This window comes from Comamonas composti DSM 21721, assembly GCF_000429845.1.
Classification (GTDB): Bacteria; Pseudomonadota; Gammaproteobacteria; order Burkholderiales; family Burkholderiaceae_C; genus Comamonas; species Comamonas composti.
Genome location: NZ_AUCQ01000041.1, coordinates 14,385 through 34,838 on the forward strand (window position 1 = coordinate 14,385; position 20,454 = coordinate 34,838).

Genomic DNA, 20,454 nt, shown 5'->3' on the forward strand with positions numbered 1-20,454 from the left:
AGGCGTTTTCTACTTAAAACCTAGAACAGTTGCGCGCAAGCAGCTATCAAAAATAATGAGCATGCGGTCTGACCCGATGTTTTGTTGCGTACAGTGCCGGCATGGCTGATACAGAACTTGGCGAAGACGGGGTTGCGCGCTGCCGCTGGTGCCTGGGCTCGGCGCTCTACCAGGGCTATCACGATCGCGAATGGGGCTACCCGGTCGCCGATGACAGGCGCTTGTTCGAGAAGCTCTGCCTCGAAGGCTTCCAGGCGGGGCTGAGCTGGCTCACGATCCTGAACAAGCGCGAGAACTTTCGCCGCGCGTTTGCGGGCTTTGATTTTTGTCAGCTCGCGGAGTTTGGCGAGGCGGAGGTGCAGCGTCTGCTGCAGGACGCGGGCATTGTGCGCCACCGGGGCAAGATCGAGGCCGTGATCAACAATGCCCGGTGTGCCGTCGAGATGGTTGCCACCGAGGGCTCGCTGGCCGCCTTCTTCTGGCGCCACATGCCGCAGACGCCGAGCCTGGGCGAGCACATTCCCGCCCAGACGGCCGAGTCCCGGGCCTTGTCCGCAGAGCTCAAGAGGCGCGGCTGGAAGTTCGTGGGCCCGACCACGGTCTATGCGTTCATGCAGGCCATGGGTCTGGTCAACGACCACGCGCCGGGCTGTGCCGTGCGCAACCAGGTGGAGCAGGCACGCCGCGCGTTTCGGCCGATGCAATGAGAAAGAGCCCGCGAAGGCGGGCTCTTGCGGTGGTGGCTGGCGTCAGAGCGTCTTGAATACTTCGCGCGCGGCTTGCACGGTCTTGTCGATATCGGCTTCCGTGTGGGCGGCGCTCACAAAGCCGGCCTCGTAGAGCGCAGGCGCAAAGTAGTGACCGCGCTCCAGCATGCCGTGGAAGAAGCGGTTGAACAGCGCGCCATCGGTCTTCATGACCTCGGCCCAGGTGGCGGGCAGCTCGGGCAGCAGGTAAAAGCCGAACAGCCCGCCCTGGTGGTCCACGCTGAAGGGAATGCCGGCCGCATCGGCCTCGGCCTTGAGGCCGGCCATGAGCCTGCCGGTCCTGGCGTGCAGGGCTTCATGGAAGCCGGGGGCGCTGATGAGCTCCAGCGTCCTGAGCCCGCAGGCCGTGGCAATCGGGTTGCCCGACAGCGTGCCCGCCTGGTAGACCGGGCCCAGGGGCGAGAGCTTTTCCATGATGGCGCGGCGCGCACCGAAGGCGGCCAGCGGCATGCCGCCGCCAATCACCTTGCCCATGACCGTGATGTCGGGCTCGAACCCCGGGATCTGCTGGGCGTAGACGCTCTGGGCGCCGCCCAGGGCCACGCGAAAACCGGTCATGACCTCGTCGTAGATCATGAGCGCGCCATGCTCGCGCGTGAGCTCGCGAATGCGGCGCGTGAAGTCGACGCTGGCGCGCACGAAGTTCATGTTGCCCGCAATCGGCTCCATGATGACGCAGGCGATGTCGCCGCCGAACTGGGCAAACGCCTGCTCCAGCTGGCTCACGTCGTTGTACTCGAGCACCACGGTGTCCTTGACCACATCCTGGGGCACGCCGGCCGAGGACGAGGCGCCGAAGGTGGCCAGGCCCGAGCCGGCCTTGACCAGCAGCGCATCGGCATGGCCGTGGTAGCAGCCGTTGAACTTGACGATCTTGTTGCGGCCCGTATAGCCGCGAGCCAGGCGCAGCGCGCTCATGCCGGCTTCCGTGCCCGAGCTCACGAGGCGCACCATGTCCATCGAGGGCATGAGGGACAGAATCTTCTCGGCCAGCACGACCTCGCGCTCCGTGGGTGCGCCGAACGAAAAGCCTTCGAGAGCTGCGGCCTGGACGGCGGCCAGCACCTCGGGGTGGCCATGGCCCAGGATCATCGGGCCCCAGGAGCCTATGTAGTCGGTGAACTGCTGCTCGTTCTGATCCCAGAAATACGCGCCCTGGGCGCGGCGCACGAAGCGCGGTGTGCCGCCCACGGCATTGAAGGCGCGCACGGGGGAGTTGACGCCGCCGGGGATGACGCGCTTGGCGCGCTCGAAGATGGAGAGATTCAGGTCAGTGCTTTGTGTCATGGGGTGGCATCACAAAGCCCTCTAGGGGCTTGGTTTCGCTGGGGTTGTCGATGCCGGACTCGGCTTCCGAGTCGGCATCCGATTCTTCGGGCTGGGCCCAGAACATGCGGTCGGGCAGAAAGTGACCCATGCCGGGGCGAAAGCCGCCATCCAGGCTGCGGTCCAGATACTCCAGGGCTTCCTGTGTGGCCAGACCCAGGTCGTTGCCGCTGGCGATCAGGGCCGTGAGTGCAGCCGACAAGGTATCGCCCGAGCCGATGAAGCTGGCATCGAACAGCTCGTACTTGCTGTTGCCCAGAATGCTCTGGGCCGTGGCGAGGGTGTTGTCCACATATTGCTCGGGCAGCGGCATGCCCGTGACCAGCACATAGGGCACCTGCAGGGCCTCGGCGGCCATGGCGATGTCGCGTGCCGTGGGGCTGCGGCTGCTGCTCCAGTCGGGCAGCAGCCAGCGCCACAGGGTGTTGTGGTTTCCAACCAACACGGAAGTTTGAGGCAGGACAAGCTCCTTGAACGCATCCAGATACTGGTCGAGCTGATCCTCGTCCCACCAGGACAGGTCGGGCATGTAGCTGATGACCGGGATGTCGGGGTAGTCCGAGGAGATTTCTGCAATCGCTGCGAGGTTGCCCGGACTGCCCACAAAGCCCACCTTGATGGCTGCGACGGGCACGTCTTCGAGCACGGTACGCGCCTGCTCGGCAACGGCCTCGTCATCAAAGGCGTAGTGCTCGTAGAGCTTGCTGGTATCGCGCGAGTAGGCGCCCGTGATGATGGGCAGCGGATGGCCGCCGACCGAGACAATGGTGGCAATGTCGGCCGACAGGCCACCGGCTCCGGTGGGGTCGCTGGCGTTGAAGACCATGACGCAGACCGGGGTCGTATCATCGGCCTCGGTCTCTGGAGTAGGGGTGCTGGGAGTGTTCAGTGCCATGGCGCACCCTCGTTTGTGTCGGTCTTGCCGAGGGTTGGGACTAGATACAATCGTTGCATTCTATGTGAAGGCCCTTTAAGCTGTGACGGAACCTAAAACTTGGATGTGTTTGATCTGCGGGTGGATCTATGACGAGGAACAAGGCAGTCCGAATCATGGCATAGCGCCCGGCACACGCTGGTCAGATGTCCCCATGAACTGGGCCTGTCCCGAATGCGGTGCGCGCAAGGAAGACTTCGAGATGGTTGAGATCTGAGCTCGGGAACCAACCCAAGCCAATAGCTACATTTCTGGGAGGCTTCAAAGTGACAACAACAACAGCTGCGCCCCTGCGCGTTTTGGTGGTTGACGATAGCAATACGATTCGTCGCAGCGCCGAGATTTTCCTGCGTCAGGGTGGATACGAGGTGCTTCTGGCCGACGACGGCTTTGATGCACTCTCCAAGGTCAATGACTACCAGCCTCAGCTGATTTTCTGCGACATTCTCATGCCCAAGCTCGATGGCTACCAGACCTGCGCCATCATCAAGCGCAATTCCCGGTTTTCCGACACCCCCGTCGTCATGCTCTCGTCCAAGGACGGCGTCTTTGACAAGGCGCGTGGGCGCATGGTGGGTTGCCAGGAATATCTGACCAAACCCTTTACCAAAGACCAACTGCTACAGGCTGTGGAGCAGTTCAGTAAACAACCCCTAGGAGCAGTGTGATGACGATCCACAGAGTCTTGGTCGTGGACGATTCGAAAACCGAATTGATGTTCCTTACCGATCTGTTGCAGCGACTGGGGCTGCAGGTGCGATCCGCAGAAAACGGCGAGCAGGCCATGCGCTGCCTGGCCGAAGAAAAGCCCGATCTGATCCTCATGGACGTGGTCATGCCTGGGCAAAACGGTTTTCAGCTGACCCGTGCCATCACGCGCGATCCCTTGTATTCGGACCTGCCCATCATCATGTGCACCAGCAAGAACCAGGAAACCGACCGGGTCTGGGGCATGCGTCAGGGTGCACGCGACTACATCACCAAGCCCGTGGATGCTGCCGAACTGCAGGCCAAGATCGCGGCCCTGGGTTGATTCATGGCGAATCGTGAAGCACTGCGTGATCTGCAGTCACGTCTGAGCGGGCGCCTCCAGGCAGCGCGCAATGAGGGGGTTCAGGTTGCCGCCTGGCTGGCCGTGCAGGCTGGAGGGCGTGGCTACCTGCTGCCATTGAGTCAGTCGGGCGAGATCTTTCCCTGGACCGGCGTGCAGCCGGTTCCCTATACCAAGCCCTGGTTTCTGGGCATTGCCAATCTGCGGGGCACGCTTTCGGGGGTCGCCGACCTTGCCGAATTGCTGGGCCATGCCTGCCCGCGCAGCGAGGTGCAACTGGCCGAGTCCAGCCTGCTCGGACTGAATGCCGCACTGGAAGTGAATGCGGCCCTGCTGGTCGACAAGCTTCAGGGTCTGCGAGCGGCAAGCGATTTTGTTCATGCGGAGCGGCCGAAGGAGACGGCATCCGCATTCTTGGGTCCTGTGCATGTCGATGCTTCAGGCCAGCACTGGCAAGAGTTGAATCTACAGCAGCTCTCCCAGGCTGCTGAGTTCCTCAACATCCGTGCTTGAATTTCTGAAAGCTATTCCATGTCACTAGCTCAACGTTTTGGGAATTGGTTTCAACGCCGGCCTGCCGAGGCAGACGGCAGCAACAGCATGCTGGGCGACACGGTCTTGCAGGACATGTATGCGCTGGATGTCCCTCTGGAGGACGAGGCTGCAGGCGAGGGCGCTTCCCGGCCTGCGGATCTGGAGTTGGTGTCGCTGCCCTTGCTGGGGCGGGCGCCCGCGGCCAGGCACCAGCGCACGCTGTCCATGTTGATGGGCGCCTTCGTGCTGGCGCTGGTGTTGCTGTCGGTGTGGGTGCTGTATCAGTCCAGCCGTTCCACACAGCAGCTGGCCGTGACGGGCCAGGCCCTGATGCAGTCCCAGCGTCTGGCCAAGGCCTCTTCCCAGGCTCTCACGGGTGCGGCTTCCGCGTTCGATGACGTGCAGGACAGCTTCAGCATTCTGGCGCGCAACGTGCGGGCCGTGGCCTCCGGGGACGACGGGCTCTCCGTTGCCGCCGTCAGTGGCGGCTATGCCGAGGAGCTTGGCAAGATCGTTCCACTCATGGAGCGTGCAGAGAGCAATGCGCGCATCATCATGGGGCAAAAGAGCATTCTGACCCAGGTCGGCGATGCGCTGACGACGATCAACCGCGAGTCCTTCGACCTGCTGGAGATTGCCGAGACCGTGGCTTCGCTCAAGCTGCAGCAGGGCGCGAGCCCGGCCGAAATCTCGGCCGCAGGCCAGCTGGTGATGCTGACCCAGCGCATAGGCAAGTCCGCCAACGAGTTCCAGACCTCCGAAGGCGTGAGCTCCGAGGCCGTTTTCCTGCTGGGCAAGGACTTGAATTCGTTCAAGGAAATTGCAGAAGGCCTGCTCAACGGCAGCAACGAGCTGCGCCTGCCGGCCACGCGCGATGCACAGACGCGCGAGCAGCTGGAGTCCCTGATCAAGCTCTATGAGCAAACGCGCGGCCAGGCCAGCGCCATTCTGGGCAATCTGCAGGGCCTGGTGTCGGCCCGGGAAGCCCAGAAGATCATCAACACCGACAGCGAGCCGCTGCGACTGCAACTGGAGGATCTGCAGGACAAGCTGCGCAGCGGCGCGGGCGTGGATCTCGTGGAGCTGAGCGCCCTGGTGCTGCTGGTGCTGCTGGTGCTGGTGTGCGGTGTTGGCCTGTCGCGCGTGCAGCTGCAGGACAGCCGCAACCGCCAGATCGCTGCCGAACGCCGCCAGCAGGAAGCGCGTGCGCAGGAGCAGGAAGCCAAGCGCGTCAATGACGCCAACCAGGCGGCCATTTTGCGGCTCATGAACGAGCTGCAGTCCGTGGCCGAAGGCGATTTGACCCAGGAGGCGACCGTGACCGAGGACATTACCGGCGCCATCGCCGACTCGGTGAACTACACGGTGGAAGAGCTGCGCGCGCTGGTGGGCAGCGTGCAGAAGACGGCGACCCGCGTGGCCCAGACCACGTCCGAGGTGGATGCCAACTCCACCGAGCTGCTGGCCGCCTCGACCGAGCAGCTGCGCGAGATTCGCGAGACCGGCCAGTCCGTGCTGCACATGGCAGGCCGCATCAACGAGGTTTCCTCGCAGGCTCAGGAATCGGCCCAGGTGGCGCGCCAGTCGCTGGAGGCCGCGGATTCGGGTCTCAAGGCCGTGCAGAACGCGATCGGCGGCATGAACTCGATTCGTGACCAGATTCAGGACACATCCAAGCGCATCAAGCGCCTGGGCGAATCCTCGCAGGAGATCGGTGAAATCACCGAGCTGATTTCCGACATTACCGAGCAGACCAACGTGCTGGCCCTGAACGCCGCCATCCAGGCCGCCTCGGCCGGTGAGGCGGGCCGTGGCTTTTCCGTGGTGGCAGAAGAAGTGCAGCGCCTGGCCGAGCGCTCGGGCGATGCCACGCGCCAGATTGCGGCCCTGGTGAAGGCCATTCAGACCGACACCCAGGACGCGGTGGCCGCCATGGAGCGCTCCACCCAGGGTGTGGTCGAGGGGGCACGCCTGTCCGATACCGCTGGTACCGCGCTGACCGAGATCGACAGCGTTTCGCGCCGCCTGGCCGAGCTGATCGAGCAGATTTCCCAGTCCACTTCCAGCGAGGCCGAATTGGCCAATGGCGTGGCCGAGAACATCCAGCATATTTTTGCAGTGACCGAGCAGACCGGAGAGGGAACGCGCACTACGGCCCAGCAGGTTCGCGAGCTTTCGCACATGGCTGAGGAGCTGCGCCACTCGGTGGCGCGTTTCAAGATTGGCTGAGAACCAGCTCGATAACCTATTCACAGGCCCCCGAGGCTTGGGGAGCTTCCATGTCCGTGGTTGAAGACTTGCAAATGGGCGCGGCACAGACTGCGCAGACCGAACAGGATCTAGGCCCTCTGGCCTGGGTGCTTGATGAGCTGCGCAAGTCGCTTGAGGGAGCCGGCAAGGCTGTCAGGCGTTTTGTGCGGGATGCCGAGGTGGCCCGCGTGTCGGACCTAGACAGCCTGGATACTTCGGCACTGCGCATAGCGCGCCAGCAGTTGCATCAGGCATTCGGGGCCTTGCAGATGGTGGGGCTGGAGGCTCCGGCGCGCCTGCTGCAGGCCATGGAGAATGCCGTCAACCGCTTTGTGCAGCGCCCCGAGCTGTGCCTGGACGAATCGGTCTCCTCGCTGGAGCGCGCCAGCTTTGCGCTGATCGAGTACCTGGAGGCCTTGCTCGCAGGCAGGCAGGCCTCGGCCGTGGCCCTGTTCCCGCAATACCGCGAGATCCAGGCACTGGCTGGCGATGACAAGGCCCATCCCGTCGATCTCTGGACCCAGGAGCGTGAGCTCGCTGAGCCAGACTGGGCCGAGGATGTAGCGCAGCCTCTGGAATATGGCTCTGCGGCCAGGGCCTTGCTCGACGGCGTGGTCCTGCGCCTGGTCAAGGGCGAGCCCGGCTCCGAGGCGGCGGCGCAGATGCGCGACCTGTGTCTGCGACTGGCTGCGGGCCAGCCCCAGGATGGGGCCGTGCGCAGCTTCTGGAAACTGGCCGCAGGCTTTTTCGATGCCCAGGCCAGCGGCCTGATCGTCAGCGACCTGTTTGTGAAGCGCATGGCTTCACGTGTACTCATGCAGTACGCGGCCATGGCCAAGGGCGGCAGTGAGCCGCCCTCGCGATTGCAGCAGGAGCTGCTGTTCTTCTGCCTGCAGGCCCAGCCCCGTGAAAAGGCGGGACCCGTGCTGCAGATGGTATTGCAGGCCTATGGCCAGCCCTCACAGCCCCAGGCGGACTACAAGGTTGAGCGCTTCGGCCGCTACGACCCTTCGGTGCTGGCCCTGGCACGCAAGCGCGTGGCTGCCGTTGCCGAGACCTGGTCGGCCGTGGCCGGCGGAGATCGCAGCCGCCTGCGCCTGGTGGGGGAGCAGTTCAACCAGGTGGGCGAATCCCTGGTCAAGCTCCATCCCGCGAGCCACAAGCTGGCCAGCATGCTGATCAAGGTCGGCGAGACTGTGACCAAGGCCGGCGAGCCGCCTCCGGCCGAATTGGCCATGGAAGTGGCCACGGCCGTGTTGTATTTGCAGGCCACGTTTGCCTCCATGGATCTCGAAGACCATGTGCTGGCAAGCCAGGCCGCCTGTCTTGCGCAGCGCCTGGAAGAGTCCTTGCAGGGCCAGCCGGCCCGTCCGCTCGAACCCTGGATGGAAGAGCTGTATCGCCAGTCCAGCGAGCACCAGACCATGGGCTCGGTGGTGGGTGAGCTGCGGGCCACGCTGGGCGAGGCCGAAAAGCATCTGGATCAGTATTTCCGCGCGCCGGACGATGCCAGCGTGCTGGCCCCGGTCTCGGGGCAGATGGCGCAGATGCGTGGCGTGCTTTCGGTGCTGGGCCTGGAGCAGGCGGCCCAGGCCATGCAGCGCATGCGCGACACCGTGGAGCATCTGGTGCTCGGGGAAGTGGCCGACAGCAACAAATCTCGCGTGTTCGAGAAGCTGGGCAACAGCTTGGGCGCTATGGGCTTTCTGATCGACATGCTCAGCTACCAGCGCAGCATGGCGCGAAAGCTGTTCGTCTATGACGAAGCCGAAGGCGAGCTGCGCATCCTCATGGGCCGCAGCGGCGTGGCTGCACAACAGGTCCAGGAAGCCAGCTCTCAGAGCGCAGCGGCCATCGAGGCCGTGCTGCCGGCCGAGCCGGTGACGGCCCTGATGGAGCCGCAAGAGCCTGCGTCGCCACCGGCCGTGCCGCCTGCGCCTCCCGCGCAGTCTCTGGACCTGGACTTGTCGGATGACGATTCCGACGAGGAGCTGCTGAGCATCTTCCTGGAAGAAGCGCGCGAAGTCGTGGAAACCGGCTTGCAGGCCTTGCGTGCCCTGGCCGAAGAGCCTGGCAACCTCAGCGAGCAGACCACGCTGCGCCGCGCCTTTCATACGCTCAAGGGCAGCTCGCGCATGGTCGGCCTGGACGAATTCGGCGAAGCCGGCTGGGCCATGGAGCAAATGCTCAATGCCTGGCTGGCCACGCAAAAGCCCATGCCGCAAGACATGCAGGACCTGGCTGCTCGGGCCTTGAAGGCTTTTGCAGACTGGGCCGATGCCATAGAGCACAAGCAGGCCGAAGATTGGCTGGCCACGCCGTTCCGCGCGGCCGCCGATGCCATGCGCCTTGAGGGCCAGAGCCTGGATCTGCCGTTGGCACCCGTGCCCGGCCGCAGGGCCGAGCTGGTTGCCGAAGCAGCAGAGCTGCCCAGTGAGGAGGCTGAGTCTGAGGCTGAGACCGCCGCAGAACCTGTGCCTGAATCCCAGGTACAGGTCGAGGACCTGGACCTGGGCGAACTGCTGCCTGAAATACCCCAGACCGGCGACGAACCCCAACTGGCCGAGCCTCTGGAGCTGACGTCGGACGAGATTGATCTGGGCTGGAGCCTGGATCTGGACCTTTCCGACGAGGCCGCAGCGCAGTCTCTGGAGCTCGCGCCGGAGACTGCTTCTGAGCCCGGACAGGAATCGGCGCCGGAACAGGCAGCCGTGCAGGAGATCGACTTTGCGGCCTTCGAGCAGGCCTTGCAGGAGCTGCAGCCTCTGCAGCCCGCTGCCCAGGCCGGGCCGTCAGAGCAGGACGATGCCGAGGCGCAGCCCTTGGAGACCTCGGAAGAGACGCTGGAGCTGGACTTCAAGGAGCTGGGACTGGATCTGGACCTGTCCGCTGTCGCCGAGCCGCAGGCCTTTGCCCAGGCGTCTGCCGAGGCCGGCGAGCCCGAGGCCATGCGAGTCGTGCAGGAGCCAGAATCAGAGCTGGTGTCCGAATCCGAGCCGGCAGCCGAAGAAGCGCACATCAAGATCGTGGACGGATTGCGCATCAGCATGGCGCTGTACAACGTCTATCTCAACGAGGCCGACGACTGGTCGCGGCGACTTGACCTGACGCTGGAGCAATGGGCCAAGGAGCCGGCGACAGACATGCCCGGCGATGCGTTTGCACTCGCCCATTCCCTGGCCGGCAGCTCGGCCACCGTGGGCTTTGCGGCCTTGTCGAATCTGGCACGCCTGCTCGAGCATGCGCTGGCCCACTTGCAGCAGCTGGGCCGTGTCCAGCCAGCGCAAATCGCAGATTGCCTGGCTGCCTCGGGCGAAATCCGGCGCTTGCTGCATCAGTTCGCCGCAGGCTTTCTCAAGACCCCGCTGCCTGGGGTCGAAGATGGCTTGCGTGCCATCCTGGCTGTGGATGCCGATGAGGTCGAGGTGCTGCCCGAGCCGGAGCAGCAACTGCCAGAGCCGGAGCAGCAACTGCCAGAGCCGGCCGCTGAGGTCCAGGCCCAGGTCGATGCGGCTGATGCGGCTTTGGTGCCCACGGCCCCGCCGGCCTACTCGGCGCTGGCGCGTCAGGTCGATCCGCAGCAGGAAGTCGAGCTGCAAAAGCGCATAGACGAAGCCATTGCCCATGCCATGGCCCTGGGCAGCGATGCCGATGACGACATCGAGGCCCTGGACGAGGTCGATCCCGACCTGTTCCCCATCTTCGAGGAAGAGGCCGTCGAGCTGTTGCCGCGCCTGGGCGCAGCCCTGCGCCGCTGGCATGGCCGGCCCTCGCTGGACGATGCGCGCAACGAGGTGTTGCGCGCCCTGCACACGCTCAAGGGCAGTGCGCGCCTGGCCGGTGCCATGCGCCTGGGCGAGATGGCTCACCGCCTGGAGTCTGCGGTGGAGCAGGTCGACAGCCATGCACCCACGGGCGAAGCCATCGAGCCCTTGCTGGGCCGTTTCGATGCCTTGCAGGCCGGCTTCGACCTGCTGCGCCTGGTGGGCGAGCAAGAGCCTTCGGGCAACTGGGGCGAGGCTTCGATGCCACAGGCGCCCGCAGTGCAGGAGCCCGTGGAGTCGGCTCAGCCCGCATCCGCACAGGCCGATGCCGAGCCCGGACAGGAGCCGGCCTTTGTCCCGCCGCCCGCGCCTCTGGCCCCGGTGCTGCGCCCGGCCATGGCCCACACGGTGCGTGTGCGTGCGCAGTTGCTGGACCGCTTGATCAGCCAGTCCGGCGAGGTCTTGATTGCGCGTTCGCGCGTCGATGCGCGCCTGGTCCAGGCGCGCAGCTCGCTGCAGGAGCTGGGCGGCAACCTCGAGCGTCTGCGCGGCCAGCTGCGTGACATCGAGGTCCAGGCCGAGAGCCAGATGCAGTCGCGCCTGGCCCTGTCCAAGGACACGGCAGCGGGCTTTGATCCGCTGGAGTTCGACCGCTTCACGCGGGTCCAGGAGCTCACGCGCATGATGGCCGAGTCGGTGAACGACGTGGCCACGGTGCAGCGCAATCTGCAGCGCGATCTGAGCGGAGCCGAGGACGATCTGGTCGCCCAGGGCCGCCAGGCGCGCGATCTGCAGCGCGACCTGCTGCGCACGCGCATGGTGGAGTTCGACTCCCTGGCCGAGCGCCTGTACGCGGTGGTGCGCCAGACCTCCAAGGAGATGGGCAAGCAGGTGCGCCTGAACATCCGCGGCGGCAGCATCGAGATGGACCGCGGCATGCTGGAGCGCATGCTGCCGGCTTTCGAGCACCTGCTGCGCAACAGCGTGGCCCATGGCATCGAGCAGCCCGAGCAGCGCCAGGCCCTGGGCAAGCCCCAGGTCGGCAACATCGAAATCATTCTGAGCCAGGAGCGCAACGACGTGGCCCTGTCCATCGAGGACGATGGCGAGGGCCTGAATGTCGAGCGCATACGCGCCAAGGCCGTGTCCCAGGGCCTGTGGCCCGAAGACAAGGCTCTGGAAGCCGAGGACGCGGGCCGGCTGATCTTCGAGCCCGGCTTCACCACGGCCACCGAGGTCACGGGCGTCGCCGGCCGGGGCATAGGCATGGATGTGGTGCGCTCCGAAGTCAACGCTTTGGGCGGACGCATAGAAACCCATAGCGAGGCCGGGCGTGGCAGCGCCTTCCGCCTGGTCCTGCCGCTGACCACGGCCGTGACCCAGGTGGTGTTGCTGCGCGTGGGCCCGATGATCGTGGGCGTGCCCGCAAGCCTGATCGAGATCGTGCGCCGCGCCACGCTGCAGACGCTGGGCGAAGCGTATGCCAGCCATGCGTTCGAGGACGGCCAGGAGTCGCTGCCGTTCTACTGGGCGGGTGCTCTGTGGCAGGGCGCGCAGCGCAGCGAGGAGGGCGCGGGCCGCACCCGCCCCGTGGTCATCGTGCGCAGTGCCGCACAGCGCATTGCGCTGCACGTGGACGAAGTGCTGGGCAACCAGGAAGTGGTGGTCAAGAACCTGGGGCCACAACTCGCGCGCCTGCCGGGCCTGAGCGGCATGTCGGTGCTGCCCTCGGGCGCTGTGGTCCAGATCTACAACCCCGTGGCCCTGGCCAACGTCTATGGCGACGAGGTGCGCGCGCGCCTTGCCGCGCTGGAGCAGGCCGAGGCCCGGGATGGCGGCGCTGCGGCTCAGGCCGCCAAGGCCGCGCCCACATCGGTTCCCCTGGTGCTGGTGGTGGACGACTCCATCACCGTGCGCCGCGTGACGCAGCGCCTGCTGCAGCGCGAAGGCTACCGCGTGAGCCTGGCGGCCGATGGCCTGCAGGCGCTGGAGAAACTGCAGGACGAGCGCCCCACCCTGGTGTTGTCCGACATCGAGATGCCGCGCATGGACGGCTTCGATCTGCTGCGCAACATCCGCGCGGACGAAGGGCTCAAGCACCTGCCCGTGGTCATGATCACCTCGCGCATTGCCCAGAAGCACCGCGACATGGCGCGCGAGCTGGGGGCCGATCACTATCTTGGCAAGCCCTACTCCGATGAGGAGTTGCTGGGCTTGATACAGCACTACGCTTTGCAGGGGACGCAAGTAGAAAGCTAAAAAAGAGAGCTGCCAGCGCTTGCTACCAGGCGATTTCAGGCTTGTATGAGCTTGAAATCCAATGGAGGCAAGCGCTGGCAGCTTCTTTTTTATGAGTTCTCCTGCAATCCCTTGACCACCGCATAGCGCGCCAGGGTTTGCTCGCGGGCGTTGGCGTGATCGACCAGGGGCCAGGGGTAGTCGCGTCCCAGATGCAGGCCGGCCTCGACCAGCTCCAGCGGCCGCGCCAGCCAGGGTGCGTGACGCAAGGGCGCGGCAAGCGGCGCCAGCTCGGGCACATGGCGGGCGATGAAGCTGGCATCGGGATCGAACTTGCGGCTTTGCGTCACGGGATTGAAGATGCGAAACCAGGGCTGGGCATCGCAGCCCGTGGAGGCCGCCCACTGCCAGCCGCCGTTGTTGGCCGCAAGGTCGTAATCGTTGAGCTGCTGCGCAAACCAGGCCTGGCCGCGTCGCCAGTCGATGCCCAGATCCTTGGTCAGAAAGCTGGCCGTGAGCATGCGCAGCCGGTTGTGCATGAAGCCCGTGGTCAGCAGCTCGCGCATGGCTGCATCCACCAGCGGGTAACCCGTGCGGCCCTGACACCAGGCCTCGAACCAGGCATCGGCCTGCGGGCCGCTGTTCCAGACAATGGCTTCATAGGCAGGCTTGAAGCAGGCCTGCTCCACATGCGGGTGGTGGGCCAGGATCTGCAGGTAAAAGTCCCGCCAGATCAGCTCGGACAGCCAGGTCGCCGCGCCTTCGCAGTGCCGGCCCTGCTCCCAGGCCAGGGCGGCGGCGCTGCGAATCGACAGCGTGCCAAAGCGCAGGTGCACGCTCAGGCGGCTTGTGCCCTGCAGCGCGGGAAAGTCGCGGGTCTTGTCATAGTCGGCCAGCCTGGGCGCAAAGCCGGCGAGCAAGTCGCGGGCGACGTGGCTGCCGCCTGCCATGGGGCTGTGCGCATCAAAGCCCAGATCCTGCGCCGAGGGCATGGGGCGGCAGTCGCCGGGCGGGCGGGGCGCCAGGGCCTGCGGCAGATCGCGCTCGCTGGGATAGGCCTTGAGATAAAAGGGCGTGATCTTTCTGAGCCAGGCGTTCTTGTAGGGCGTGAACACCGAGAACGGGGCCCGGGCCTGGGTAAGCACCTCATGGCGCGCGAACACCATGTGGTCCTTGAAGTCCTGCAGCGCCACACTCTGGGCGAGCAGGGCCTGGCGCACCTGGGCATCGCGGGCCAGGGCCGAGGGCTCGTCGTCCCAGTTGCAGAACACGGCCTGGGCGCCGAGTTCCTGCGCCAGCGCGGGGATTTGCTCCTGCGGGCGCCCATGACGCACGATGAGCCCATGGCGCGCATTGCCGCCCAGATCGCGCAACTGCTGATCCAGAGCCCAAAGGCTTTGGCAGATGAAGGCCACACGCCTGTCTGATTTGGGCAGATCGGCCAGAATCGTTTCATCTAAAACAAAGACCAGATGCACTTGCCTGCATTGGCGCAGTGCATGATGGAGAGCTGCATGGTCGGCAAGGCGCAGATCGCGCCTGAGCCAGACCAGGCCCACGGCATAAGAACCAGGCATGGATCACCAGTAAAATTGAACAATATGTCTGCAGAAACTGCGCCTATCAATCTGACGCACCACTTCCTCATCGCCATGCCCGGCCTGGAAGACGAGGCGTTTTCGCGCAGTGTGATTTACCTGTGCGAGCACAGCGAGCGCGGAGCGCTCGGCCTGATTATCAACAAGCCTTCGCCGCTGAGTCTGGAGGGCCTGCTGCAAAAGGTGGATCTCGACCTGGGCCGCGAAGACTTGCGCGGCAACAAGGTCTTTCTGGGCGGGCCGGTGCAGACCGATCGCGGCTTTGTGCTGCACGACCCCATGATTATTGAAGGGGCGCCCAAGGAAGAGTCGGCCTACGCCTCGACCATGACCATACCCGGTGGTCTGGAGATGACTACATCCAAGGACGTGCTTGAAGCCCTGTCCGACGGCGCTGGTCCCAAGCGCCTGCTGGTGACCCTGGGCTACGCCTCCTGGGGCGAAGGCCAGCTCGAATCCGAGCTCGCCGAGAACACCTGGCTGACGGTGGGCGCGGATGCGGATCTGATCTTCGAGACCCCGGTGGACGATCGCTACGACCGCGCCCTGGGCCTTCTGGGTCTGCAGCGCTGGATGATCTCTCCCGAAGCGGGGCACGCATGAGCAAGGCCGAGGAGGGCGCTGGCGCCGGGCCGCAAAACCCGGGCCTGTCGGCCGTTCCCGCCCATTTCCAGAGCTTTGTGGCGTTTGACTTCGGTGCCAAGCGCACGGGCTGTGCTGTGGGCACGCGCCTGCTGCTCACGGCCAATCCCCTGCCCACGCTGCGCGCCGAAGGCGCCCAGGAGCGGCTGGACCTGGCTGCGCAGCGCATCCGGGAGTGGCAGCCCGATGCCCTGGTCATCGGCGTGCCCTACCACCCCGATGGCGCCGAGCACGAGAACACGGCTCGCGCGAGAAAGTTCGGCCGCCAGCTCAAAGGGCGTTTCGGCCTGCCGGTCTACGAGGTCGACGAACGCTACAGCACTACCGAAGCCCTGGCCGGCGGTGCGCGCGATGCCGACGCAGCCTCGGCCTGCATCATTCTTGAACAGTTTTTGAGGAGTCTTTGATGAGTGAACCCATTGCCGCAGCCGGCATTGGCAGCCTGGTGCTGGACGCCGAGGCCTTGTACCGCGAACTGCTGCGCGGCGTGCGCAGCCTCATGACGGCGAATACGCGTCTGGCCGGCATCGCCTCGGGCGGCGCCTGGCTGGTGGAGCGTCTGCACAAGGACTTGCAGCTTGATGGCGCGCCCGGCGTGCTGTCCTCGGCCCTGCACCGCGACGACTTTGCCCAGCGCGGCATGGCCTCCAGCGCCCAGACCCAGCTGGGCTTCGACGTGAACGGCGCCGACATCCTGGTGCTCGACGACGTGCTCTACACGGGCCGCACCGTGCGCGCCGTGCTCAACGAACTCTATGATTACGGCCGCCCGGCCAGCGTGCGCCTGGCCGTGCTCGTCGATCGCGGCGGACGCCAGCTGCCGTTCCAGCCCGACTTTGCCGCAGCCCGCGTGACCCTGCCTGCCGACCGCCTGCTATCGCTGGCACGCGACGAGGGCGGCGCCTTTCAATTCCGCATCCAAGAGGCCTGACCGTGCTGTACAAGCGCAACCCCCAGCTCAACAAGAATGGCGAGCTCATCCATCTGCTGTCCACCGAAGGGCTGTCCAGGGACATCCTGACCCAGATCCTGGATACGGCGGCCAACTTCGTGAGCGTCAATGACCGCGAGGTCAAGAAGGTGCCGCTGCTGCGCGGCAAGAGCGTGTTCAACCTGTTCTTCGAGAACAGCACGCGCACGCGCACCACCTTCGAGATCGCGGCCAAGCGCCTGTCGGCTGACGTGTTCAACCTCGATATCGCGCGCTCCTCGGCGAGCAAGGGCGAATCGCTCCTGGACACGATTGCAAATCTCTCGGCCATGGCGGCCGACATCTTCGTCGTGCGCCACAGCGAGTCGGGTGCGCCCTATCTGATCGCCCAGCATGTGGCGCCCCATGTGCACGTGGTCAACGCAGGCGACGGCCGTCATGCCCACCCCACGCAGGGGCTGCTGGACATGTACACCATACGTCACTACAAGAAGGACTTCGCGAATCTGCGCGTGGCCGTGGTGGGCGATGTGCTGCACTCGCGTGTGGCGCGCTCGGACATCCATGCGCTGACCACGCTGGGTGCGGCCGAAGTGCGTGTGGTCGGACCGCGCACCCTGGTGCCGACCGATCTCGCGCAAATGGGCGTGCGCGTGTTCCACAAGCTCGAAGAAGGCATCAAGGACTGCGACGTGATCATCATGCTGCGCCTGCAGAACGAGCGCATGAGCGGTGCCCTGCTGCCTTCGAGCCAGGAGTACTTCAAGAGCTTTGGCCTGACCCAGGAAAAGCTGCAGCTGGCCCAGCCCGATGCCATCGTCATGCACCCGGGCCCGATCAACCGTGGTGTGGAAATCGACTCCGAAGTCGTGGACGGCCCCCAGGCCGTGATCCTGTCCCAGGTGTCGTTCGGCATTGCGGTGCGCATGGCGGTGATGTCGATTGTGGCGGGCAACGAGGCCTGAGGCGGCTCTGCCCTGTCTGCAGAAGTTGATATGTTTTTGATAGCTTTCAGCGCTTGTTGGATAAGGGCTGTAAGCCAATTTGGTGCAATAGTATGAAGATGCTGATTCGCAATGGCCGGGTCATGGATCCTGGCCGTGGTTTTGATGCCCAGGCCGATGTGGTCGTGGATGGCGAAAAAGTGCTGGCCATAGGCGCTGCGCCTGCAGGCTTTGTGGCCGAGCAGGAAATCGATGCCTCGGGCTGCTGGGTGCTGCCCGGGCTCGTCGACCTGGCGGTGCGCCTGCGCGAGCCCGGCCATGAGCACGAAGGTATGCTGCAGTCCGAAATGGCGGCGGCCGTGGCCGGCGGCGTGACCAGCCTGGTCTGCCCGCCCGATACCGAGCCCGTGCTCGACGAGCAAGGCCTGGTGGAAATGCTCAAGTTCCGTGCCGAGAAGCTGCACCAGTCGCGCCTGTTTCCCCTGGGCGCGCTGACCCTGGGGCTCAAGGGCGAGGTACTTACCGAAATGGCCGAGCTCACCGAGTCCGGCTGCATAGGCTTTGGCCAGGCCGAGGTGCCGATTCCCAGCACCCAGACCTTGCAGCGCGCGCTGCAATACGCGGCCACCTACGGCTATACCGTGTGGCTGCGGCCCCAGGAAATGCACCTGGGCAAGGGCGTTGCCGCCAGCGGCCCGCTGGCCATGCGCATGGGCTTGTCCGGCATTCCCGTGGCAGCAGAGACCATAGCGCTGCACACCATCTTCGAGCTCATGCGCGGCACCCAGGCGCGCGTGCACCTGTGCCGCATCTCCAGCGCCGCAGGTGTGGAGCTGCTGCGCCGCGCCAAGGCCGAGGGCCTGCAGGTCACGGCCGATGTATCCATCAACTCCCTGCACCTGACCGAGGCCGACATAGGCTACTTCGACAGCAGTGCACGCCTCATGCCGCCGCTGCGCCAGCAGCGCGACCGCGATGCGCTGTCCGCAGCCCTGGCCGACGGAACCATCGATGCGCTGGTTTCGGACCACACGCCCGTGGACGAAGACGCCAAGGTGCTGCCGTTTGCCGAGGCCGAGCCCGGCGCCACAGGTGTGGAGCTGCTGCTGTCCCTGGCCGTCAAGTGGTCGCGCGACAGCGGCGTGCCCTTGCAGCGTGCGCTGGCCGTCGTGACCTGCGCCCCGGTTCAGGTGCTGGGCCAGGCCTTGGGCGGCCTGCAGCTGGGCAGCCTGATCGAAGGCGGCCTCGCCGACCTGTGCATCGTCGATCCCGAAGCGGCCTGGGTGGTCAGCCCCGAAGCGCTCAAGAGTCAGGGCAAGAGCACGCCTTTTGCAGGTTATGAGTTACCCGCACGCGTACGCCAGACTCTGGTTGGCGGCAAGGCTTTTGCAATCTCCTGAGCGCCTGCGCCGCTTTGCATGCTGAAGTCCAGCAAGCGCTGTCAGAGAAAGGCGTGCGGAGCCGGTCATGAGCGGTCGGCTTGCAGCCGACCTTCCTGGGTAAGCGCAAAGCGGCCAGTTTTGCTCCAAGAATGTGTTCAAAACCTTCCGGGCAAGAGGATCAAGAATGCCAAGTGGATGATTGCAAGCGGGTTAACTGAAGTCCGACCTGTTTGCACAAAAATTCGCAAACGCCTTATGAGAATTATTCATGCTCATTAAATATTTTTGTTTTGCTTTTTAATTTGCGAAAAAATATACAAAAATAGAAATAAGATATTTAAAAAAAAGAATAATAATATTAATGTTTCATATTTTGAAAATGGTACTTTTTTTGCAACAAAATAATATGAGAGAAAACAACATGAAAAAATAAATATTGATTTTATTTTATATTTGGATTTTAATTTTTTGATTATTAAAATTGCGGAAAAAATGAATGAGAAATATATTAAAAAAGCCTCATAAACAACGGCAATCCCTCCTGATGCGAATGAGAAATCAGCACAAATAAAGCAAAAGTAAAAAACCAAGCAACATTCACATAAAAAATTACTCACACGGACAAGATAATCCATTAATCCCTCCTATTTTGAATGCATTCCACGCTTGTCTTGTAACTTGAAATATTGATCTATTGCTATCTGGGGCAGATAACTCTTATGTAGCATGAGAAAGCTTTTCAATATAACTTTCATCACCTCTCCGCTCCTGGAGCCCGTATGAGCAGGCGATGTCGTATCCTGAATGGAATATAGGGCGAAGCCTGCAAATAAAAATTTATTCATCTTAACTTTTATATTTGCAAAATATAAAAACTACAAATCTTCAATTTTAATTCTTGAGATATATTCTTTGTTTTCATCATATCTGATAAAATAGATACGCAAATTATATTTGCTTGCCCCCCATTTCAAAAAACAACGAGCCATATCTTTTTCATTTTTATTTAAACAATGCTTGGCAAAGGGGGTAAGTATATTTGTAGAATCAATTAAGATGATTTTTTCCCTCCATTCTTCCAAATAAATGTAGCCTGATATTCTTGAAAAGTAAAATAATAAAATAGAATTAAAAATATCTTCTGGTATACGACTTGAAATAACCAATCGATCACAGGTTTCATCAGGACAATACTCTGTAACACGATTTCTCGATTTATTTTTTACTATTACTCCGCCAAAAGGTAGTGATGAAAGTGATTTGAAAGTGCTGCTTTTATAATATTCTTTATCTTTCTCCTCAGCAAAAGAATTATTACTTAGAAGGATGAGCAACAGGGATTGTTTCACCAGGAACAAGCTCAGGAACCCCGTTGCCGGGAGACATTTGAAGATGCCAGTGATTTCTTCCTGGATTATTTTCAAAAATTTCAAGTTGAGCTCCTCTGAAACCGCATGCTGCAGCGCAGGTGCTTACCACCCTGGCTCGCCCAAACGCGCCGTAGTCCGCTTCCCAGATGGTTTTCCCTTGGGCATCAGTCAGATCCATCGGTGTGCCTAGGTGGTCGCACTGGAACCAGGCCAGCCCTGGCTTGGCATGATCGGGGCTCTGCCTGCTCTGAACCATGGGCGTAAAACTGCCTGGCGCATAGAGATAATCGGTTTGGCTTTGGGTATTGTGCTCCAGCGCAAGGGTGCAGCCCGCCACCATGGCGCGTAGATTGCCGCTGCCGCTGCCGCTGCCGCTGCCGCTGCCGCTGCCGCTGCCGCTGCCGCGCTTGCCCACAGCGCCAGCCTCTTCCATGCGCACCTTGACCAGACTCTCTCCCTCGCCGGGCTCCAGATAGTCACCGGGCCAGCGGTAGATCTCCTGCTGGTTGTGGCCGGTCTCGCGCGGCATCCTGCTCCTCGATTGCAGCCTGGCGCGTGGCTTGGTGAAGTCAAAATCGTCGCTGACCCATTGGCCCGGGGTCAGGGTGTCGGCCACGTCAAAGCGGCTGCAATACTCCTCATCGAGCTTGGCGCTCTCGCCATAAAAGCTGATGCGCTCATAGGCCGCGCTCTCGAAGGGACGGTGGGCGCCGGCATCGTCGA

General features: G+C 63.1%; 17 protein-coding genes. 12 read left to right on the forward strand and 5 right to left on the reverse strand.

What is annotated here, in order from left to right:
- Positions 1-101 precede the first annotated feature (101 nt).
- On the forward strand, positions 102-707 hold the full coding sequence (locus G486_RS0116220) for a DNA-3-methyladenine glycosylase I (protein WP_027016484.1): 606 nt from the start codon (positions 102-104) through the stop codon (positions 705-707).
- Positions 708-749: 42 nt separating this feature from the next.
- Here G486_RS0116220 and hemL read toward each other — a convergent pair whose 3' ends face one another.
- Positions 750-2,054: a glutamate-1-semialdehyde 2,1-aminomutase gene (gene hemL, locus G486_RS0116225; RefSeq protein WP_027016485.1), complete on the reverse strand. Its 1,305-nt coding sequence runs from the start codon at positions 2,052-2,054 to the stop codon at positions 750-752.
- Positions 2,038-2,988, reverse strand: a complete 951-nt coding sequence (gene thiD, locus G486_RS0116230; protein WP_027016486.1) for a bifunctional hydroxymethylpyrimidine kinase/phosphomethylpyrimidine kinase — start codon at positions 2,986-2,988, stop codon at positions 2,038-2,040. The genes hemL and thiD overlap by 17 nt, the downstream gene beginning before the upstream one ends.
- Positions 2,989-3,091: 103 nt before the next feature.
- Between thiD and G486_RS23695 the strand changes: the two genes are divergently transcribed.
- Genes G486_RS23695 through G486_RS0116255 form a run of 6 tightly spaced genes read left to right on the forward strand, consistent with a single transcriptional unit; the run spans position 3,092 to position 12,885 of the window.
- A complete protein-coding gene (locus tag G486_RS23695) occupies positions 3,092-3,244 on the forward strand; it encodes a rubredoxin (RefSeq protein ID WP_084455365.1) in 153 nt (50 codons plus the stop codon).
- 49 nt (positions 3,245-3,293) lie between these two features.
- The gene (locus tag G486_RS0116235; protein ID WP_034388081.1) at positions 3,294-3,695 is read left to right on the forward strand and encodes a response regulator; all 402 of its coding nucleotides are present in this window, start codon (positions 3,294-3,296) and stop codon (positions 3,693-3,695) included.
- Entirely contained in the window at positions 3,695-4,060 is a 366-nt protein-coding gene (locus tag G486_RS0116240; protein WP_027016488.1) for a response regulator, read from the forward strand. The genes G486_RS0116235 and G486_RS0116240 overlap by 1 nt, the downstream gene beginning before the upstream one ends.
- Before the next feature lie 3 nt (positions 4,061-4,063).
- Positions 4,064-4,591 (forward strand): chemotaxis protein CheW, encoded by a 528-nt coding sequence (locus G486_RS0116245; RefSeq protein ID WP_027016489.1) that lies wholly within the window; start codon positions 4,064-4,066, stop codon positions 4,589-4,591.
- An 18-nt stretch (positions 4,592-4,609) separates the two neighbouring features.
- The gene (locus G486_RS0116250) at positions 4,610-6,841 is read left to right on the forward strand and encodes a methyl-accepting chemotaxis protein (protein WP_027016490.1); all 2,232 of its coding nucleotides are present in this window, start codon (positions 4,610-4,612) and stop codon (positions 6,839-6,841) included.
- 50 nt (positions 6,842-6,891) lie between these two features.
- Positions 6,892-12,885 (forward strand): hybrid sensor histidine kinase/response regulator, encoded by a 5,994-nt coding sequence (locus G486_RS0116255; protein WP_027016491.1) that lies wholly within the window; start codon positions 6,892-6,894, stop codon positions 12,883-12,885.
- An 89-nt stretch (positions 12,886-12,974) separates the two neighbouring features.
- On the opposite strand, the gene G486_RS0116260 is transcribed toward G486_RS0116255, so the two are convergent.
- Positions 12,975-14,441 carry a cryptochrome/photolyase family protein gene (locus G486_RS0116260; protein ID WP_027016492.1) on the reverse strand — a complete coding sequence of 489 codons (1,467 nt, stop codon included), beginning with the start codon at positions 14,439-14,441 and terminating at the stop codon, positions 12,975-12,977.
- 24 nt (positions 14,442-14,465) lie between these two features.
- Here G486_RS0116260 and G486_RS0116265 point away from each other — a divergent pair, with 24 nt between their 5' ends.
- From G486_RS0116265 to G486_RS0116285, 5 genes are all read left to right on the forward strand, one after another.
- Positions 14,466-15,065, forward strand: a complete 600-nt coding sequence (locus G486_RS0116265) for a YqgE/AlgH family protein (protein ID WP_027016493.1) — start codon at positions 14,466-14,468, stop codon at positions 15,063-15,065.
- Complete coding sequence (gene ruvX, locus G486_RS0116270) at positions 15,062-15,511, forward strand: Holliday junction resolvase RuvX (protein WP_027016494.1); 450 nt, start codon at positions 15,062-15,064, stop codon at positions 15,509-15,511. Before G486_RS0116265 ends, ruvX begins: the two co-directional genes overlap by 4 nt.
- Positions 15,511-16,035: a bifunctional pyr operon transcriptional regulator/uracil phosphoribosyltransferase PyrR gene (gene pyrR, locus G486_RS0116275; protein ID WP_027016495.1), complete on the forward strand. Its 525-nt coding sequence runs from the start codon at positions 15,511-15,513 to the stop codon at positions 16,033-16,035. The genes ruvX and pyrR overlap by 1 nt, the downstream gene beginning before the upstream one ends.
- 2 nt (positions 16,036-16,037) lie before the next feature.
- On the forward strand, positions 16,038-17,000 hold the full coding sequence (locus tag G486_RS0116280) for an aspartate carbamoyltransferase catalytic subunit (RefSeq protein WP_027016496.1): 963 nt from the start codon (positions 16,038-16,040) through the stop codon (positions 16,998-17,000).
- Between the two features lie 92 nt (positions 17,001-17,092).
- On the forward strand, positions 17,093-18,379 hold the full coding sequence (locus G486_RS0116285) for a dihydroorotase (RefSeq protein ID WP_027016497.1): 1,287 nt from the start codon (positions 17,093-17,095) through the stop codon (positions 18,377-18,379).
- Between the two features lie 857 nt (positions 18,380-19,236).
- Here G486_RS0116285 and G486_RS24070 read toward each other — a convergent pair.
- Complete coding sequence (locus G486_RS24070) at positions 19,237-19,710, reverse strand: hypothetical protein (RefSeq protein WP_156920063.1); 474 nt, start codon at positions 19,708-19,710, stop codon at positions 19,237-19,239.
- Positions 19,676-20,454: contractile injection system protein, VgrG/Pvc8 family (locus G486_RS24435; protein WP_034388078.1), on the reverse strand; the 779-nt coding region annotated here is incomplete at its 5' end. The genes G486_RS24435 and G486_RS24070, both read right to left, overlap by 35 nt.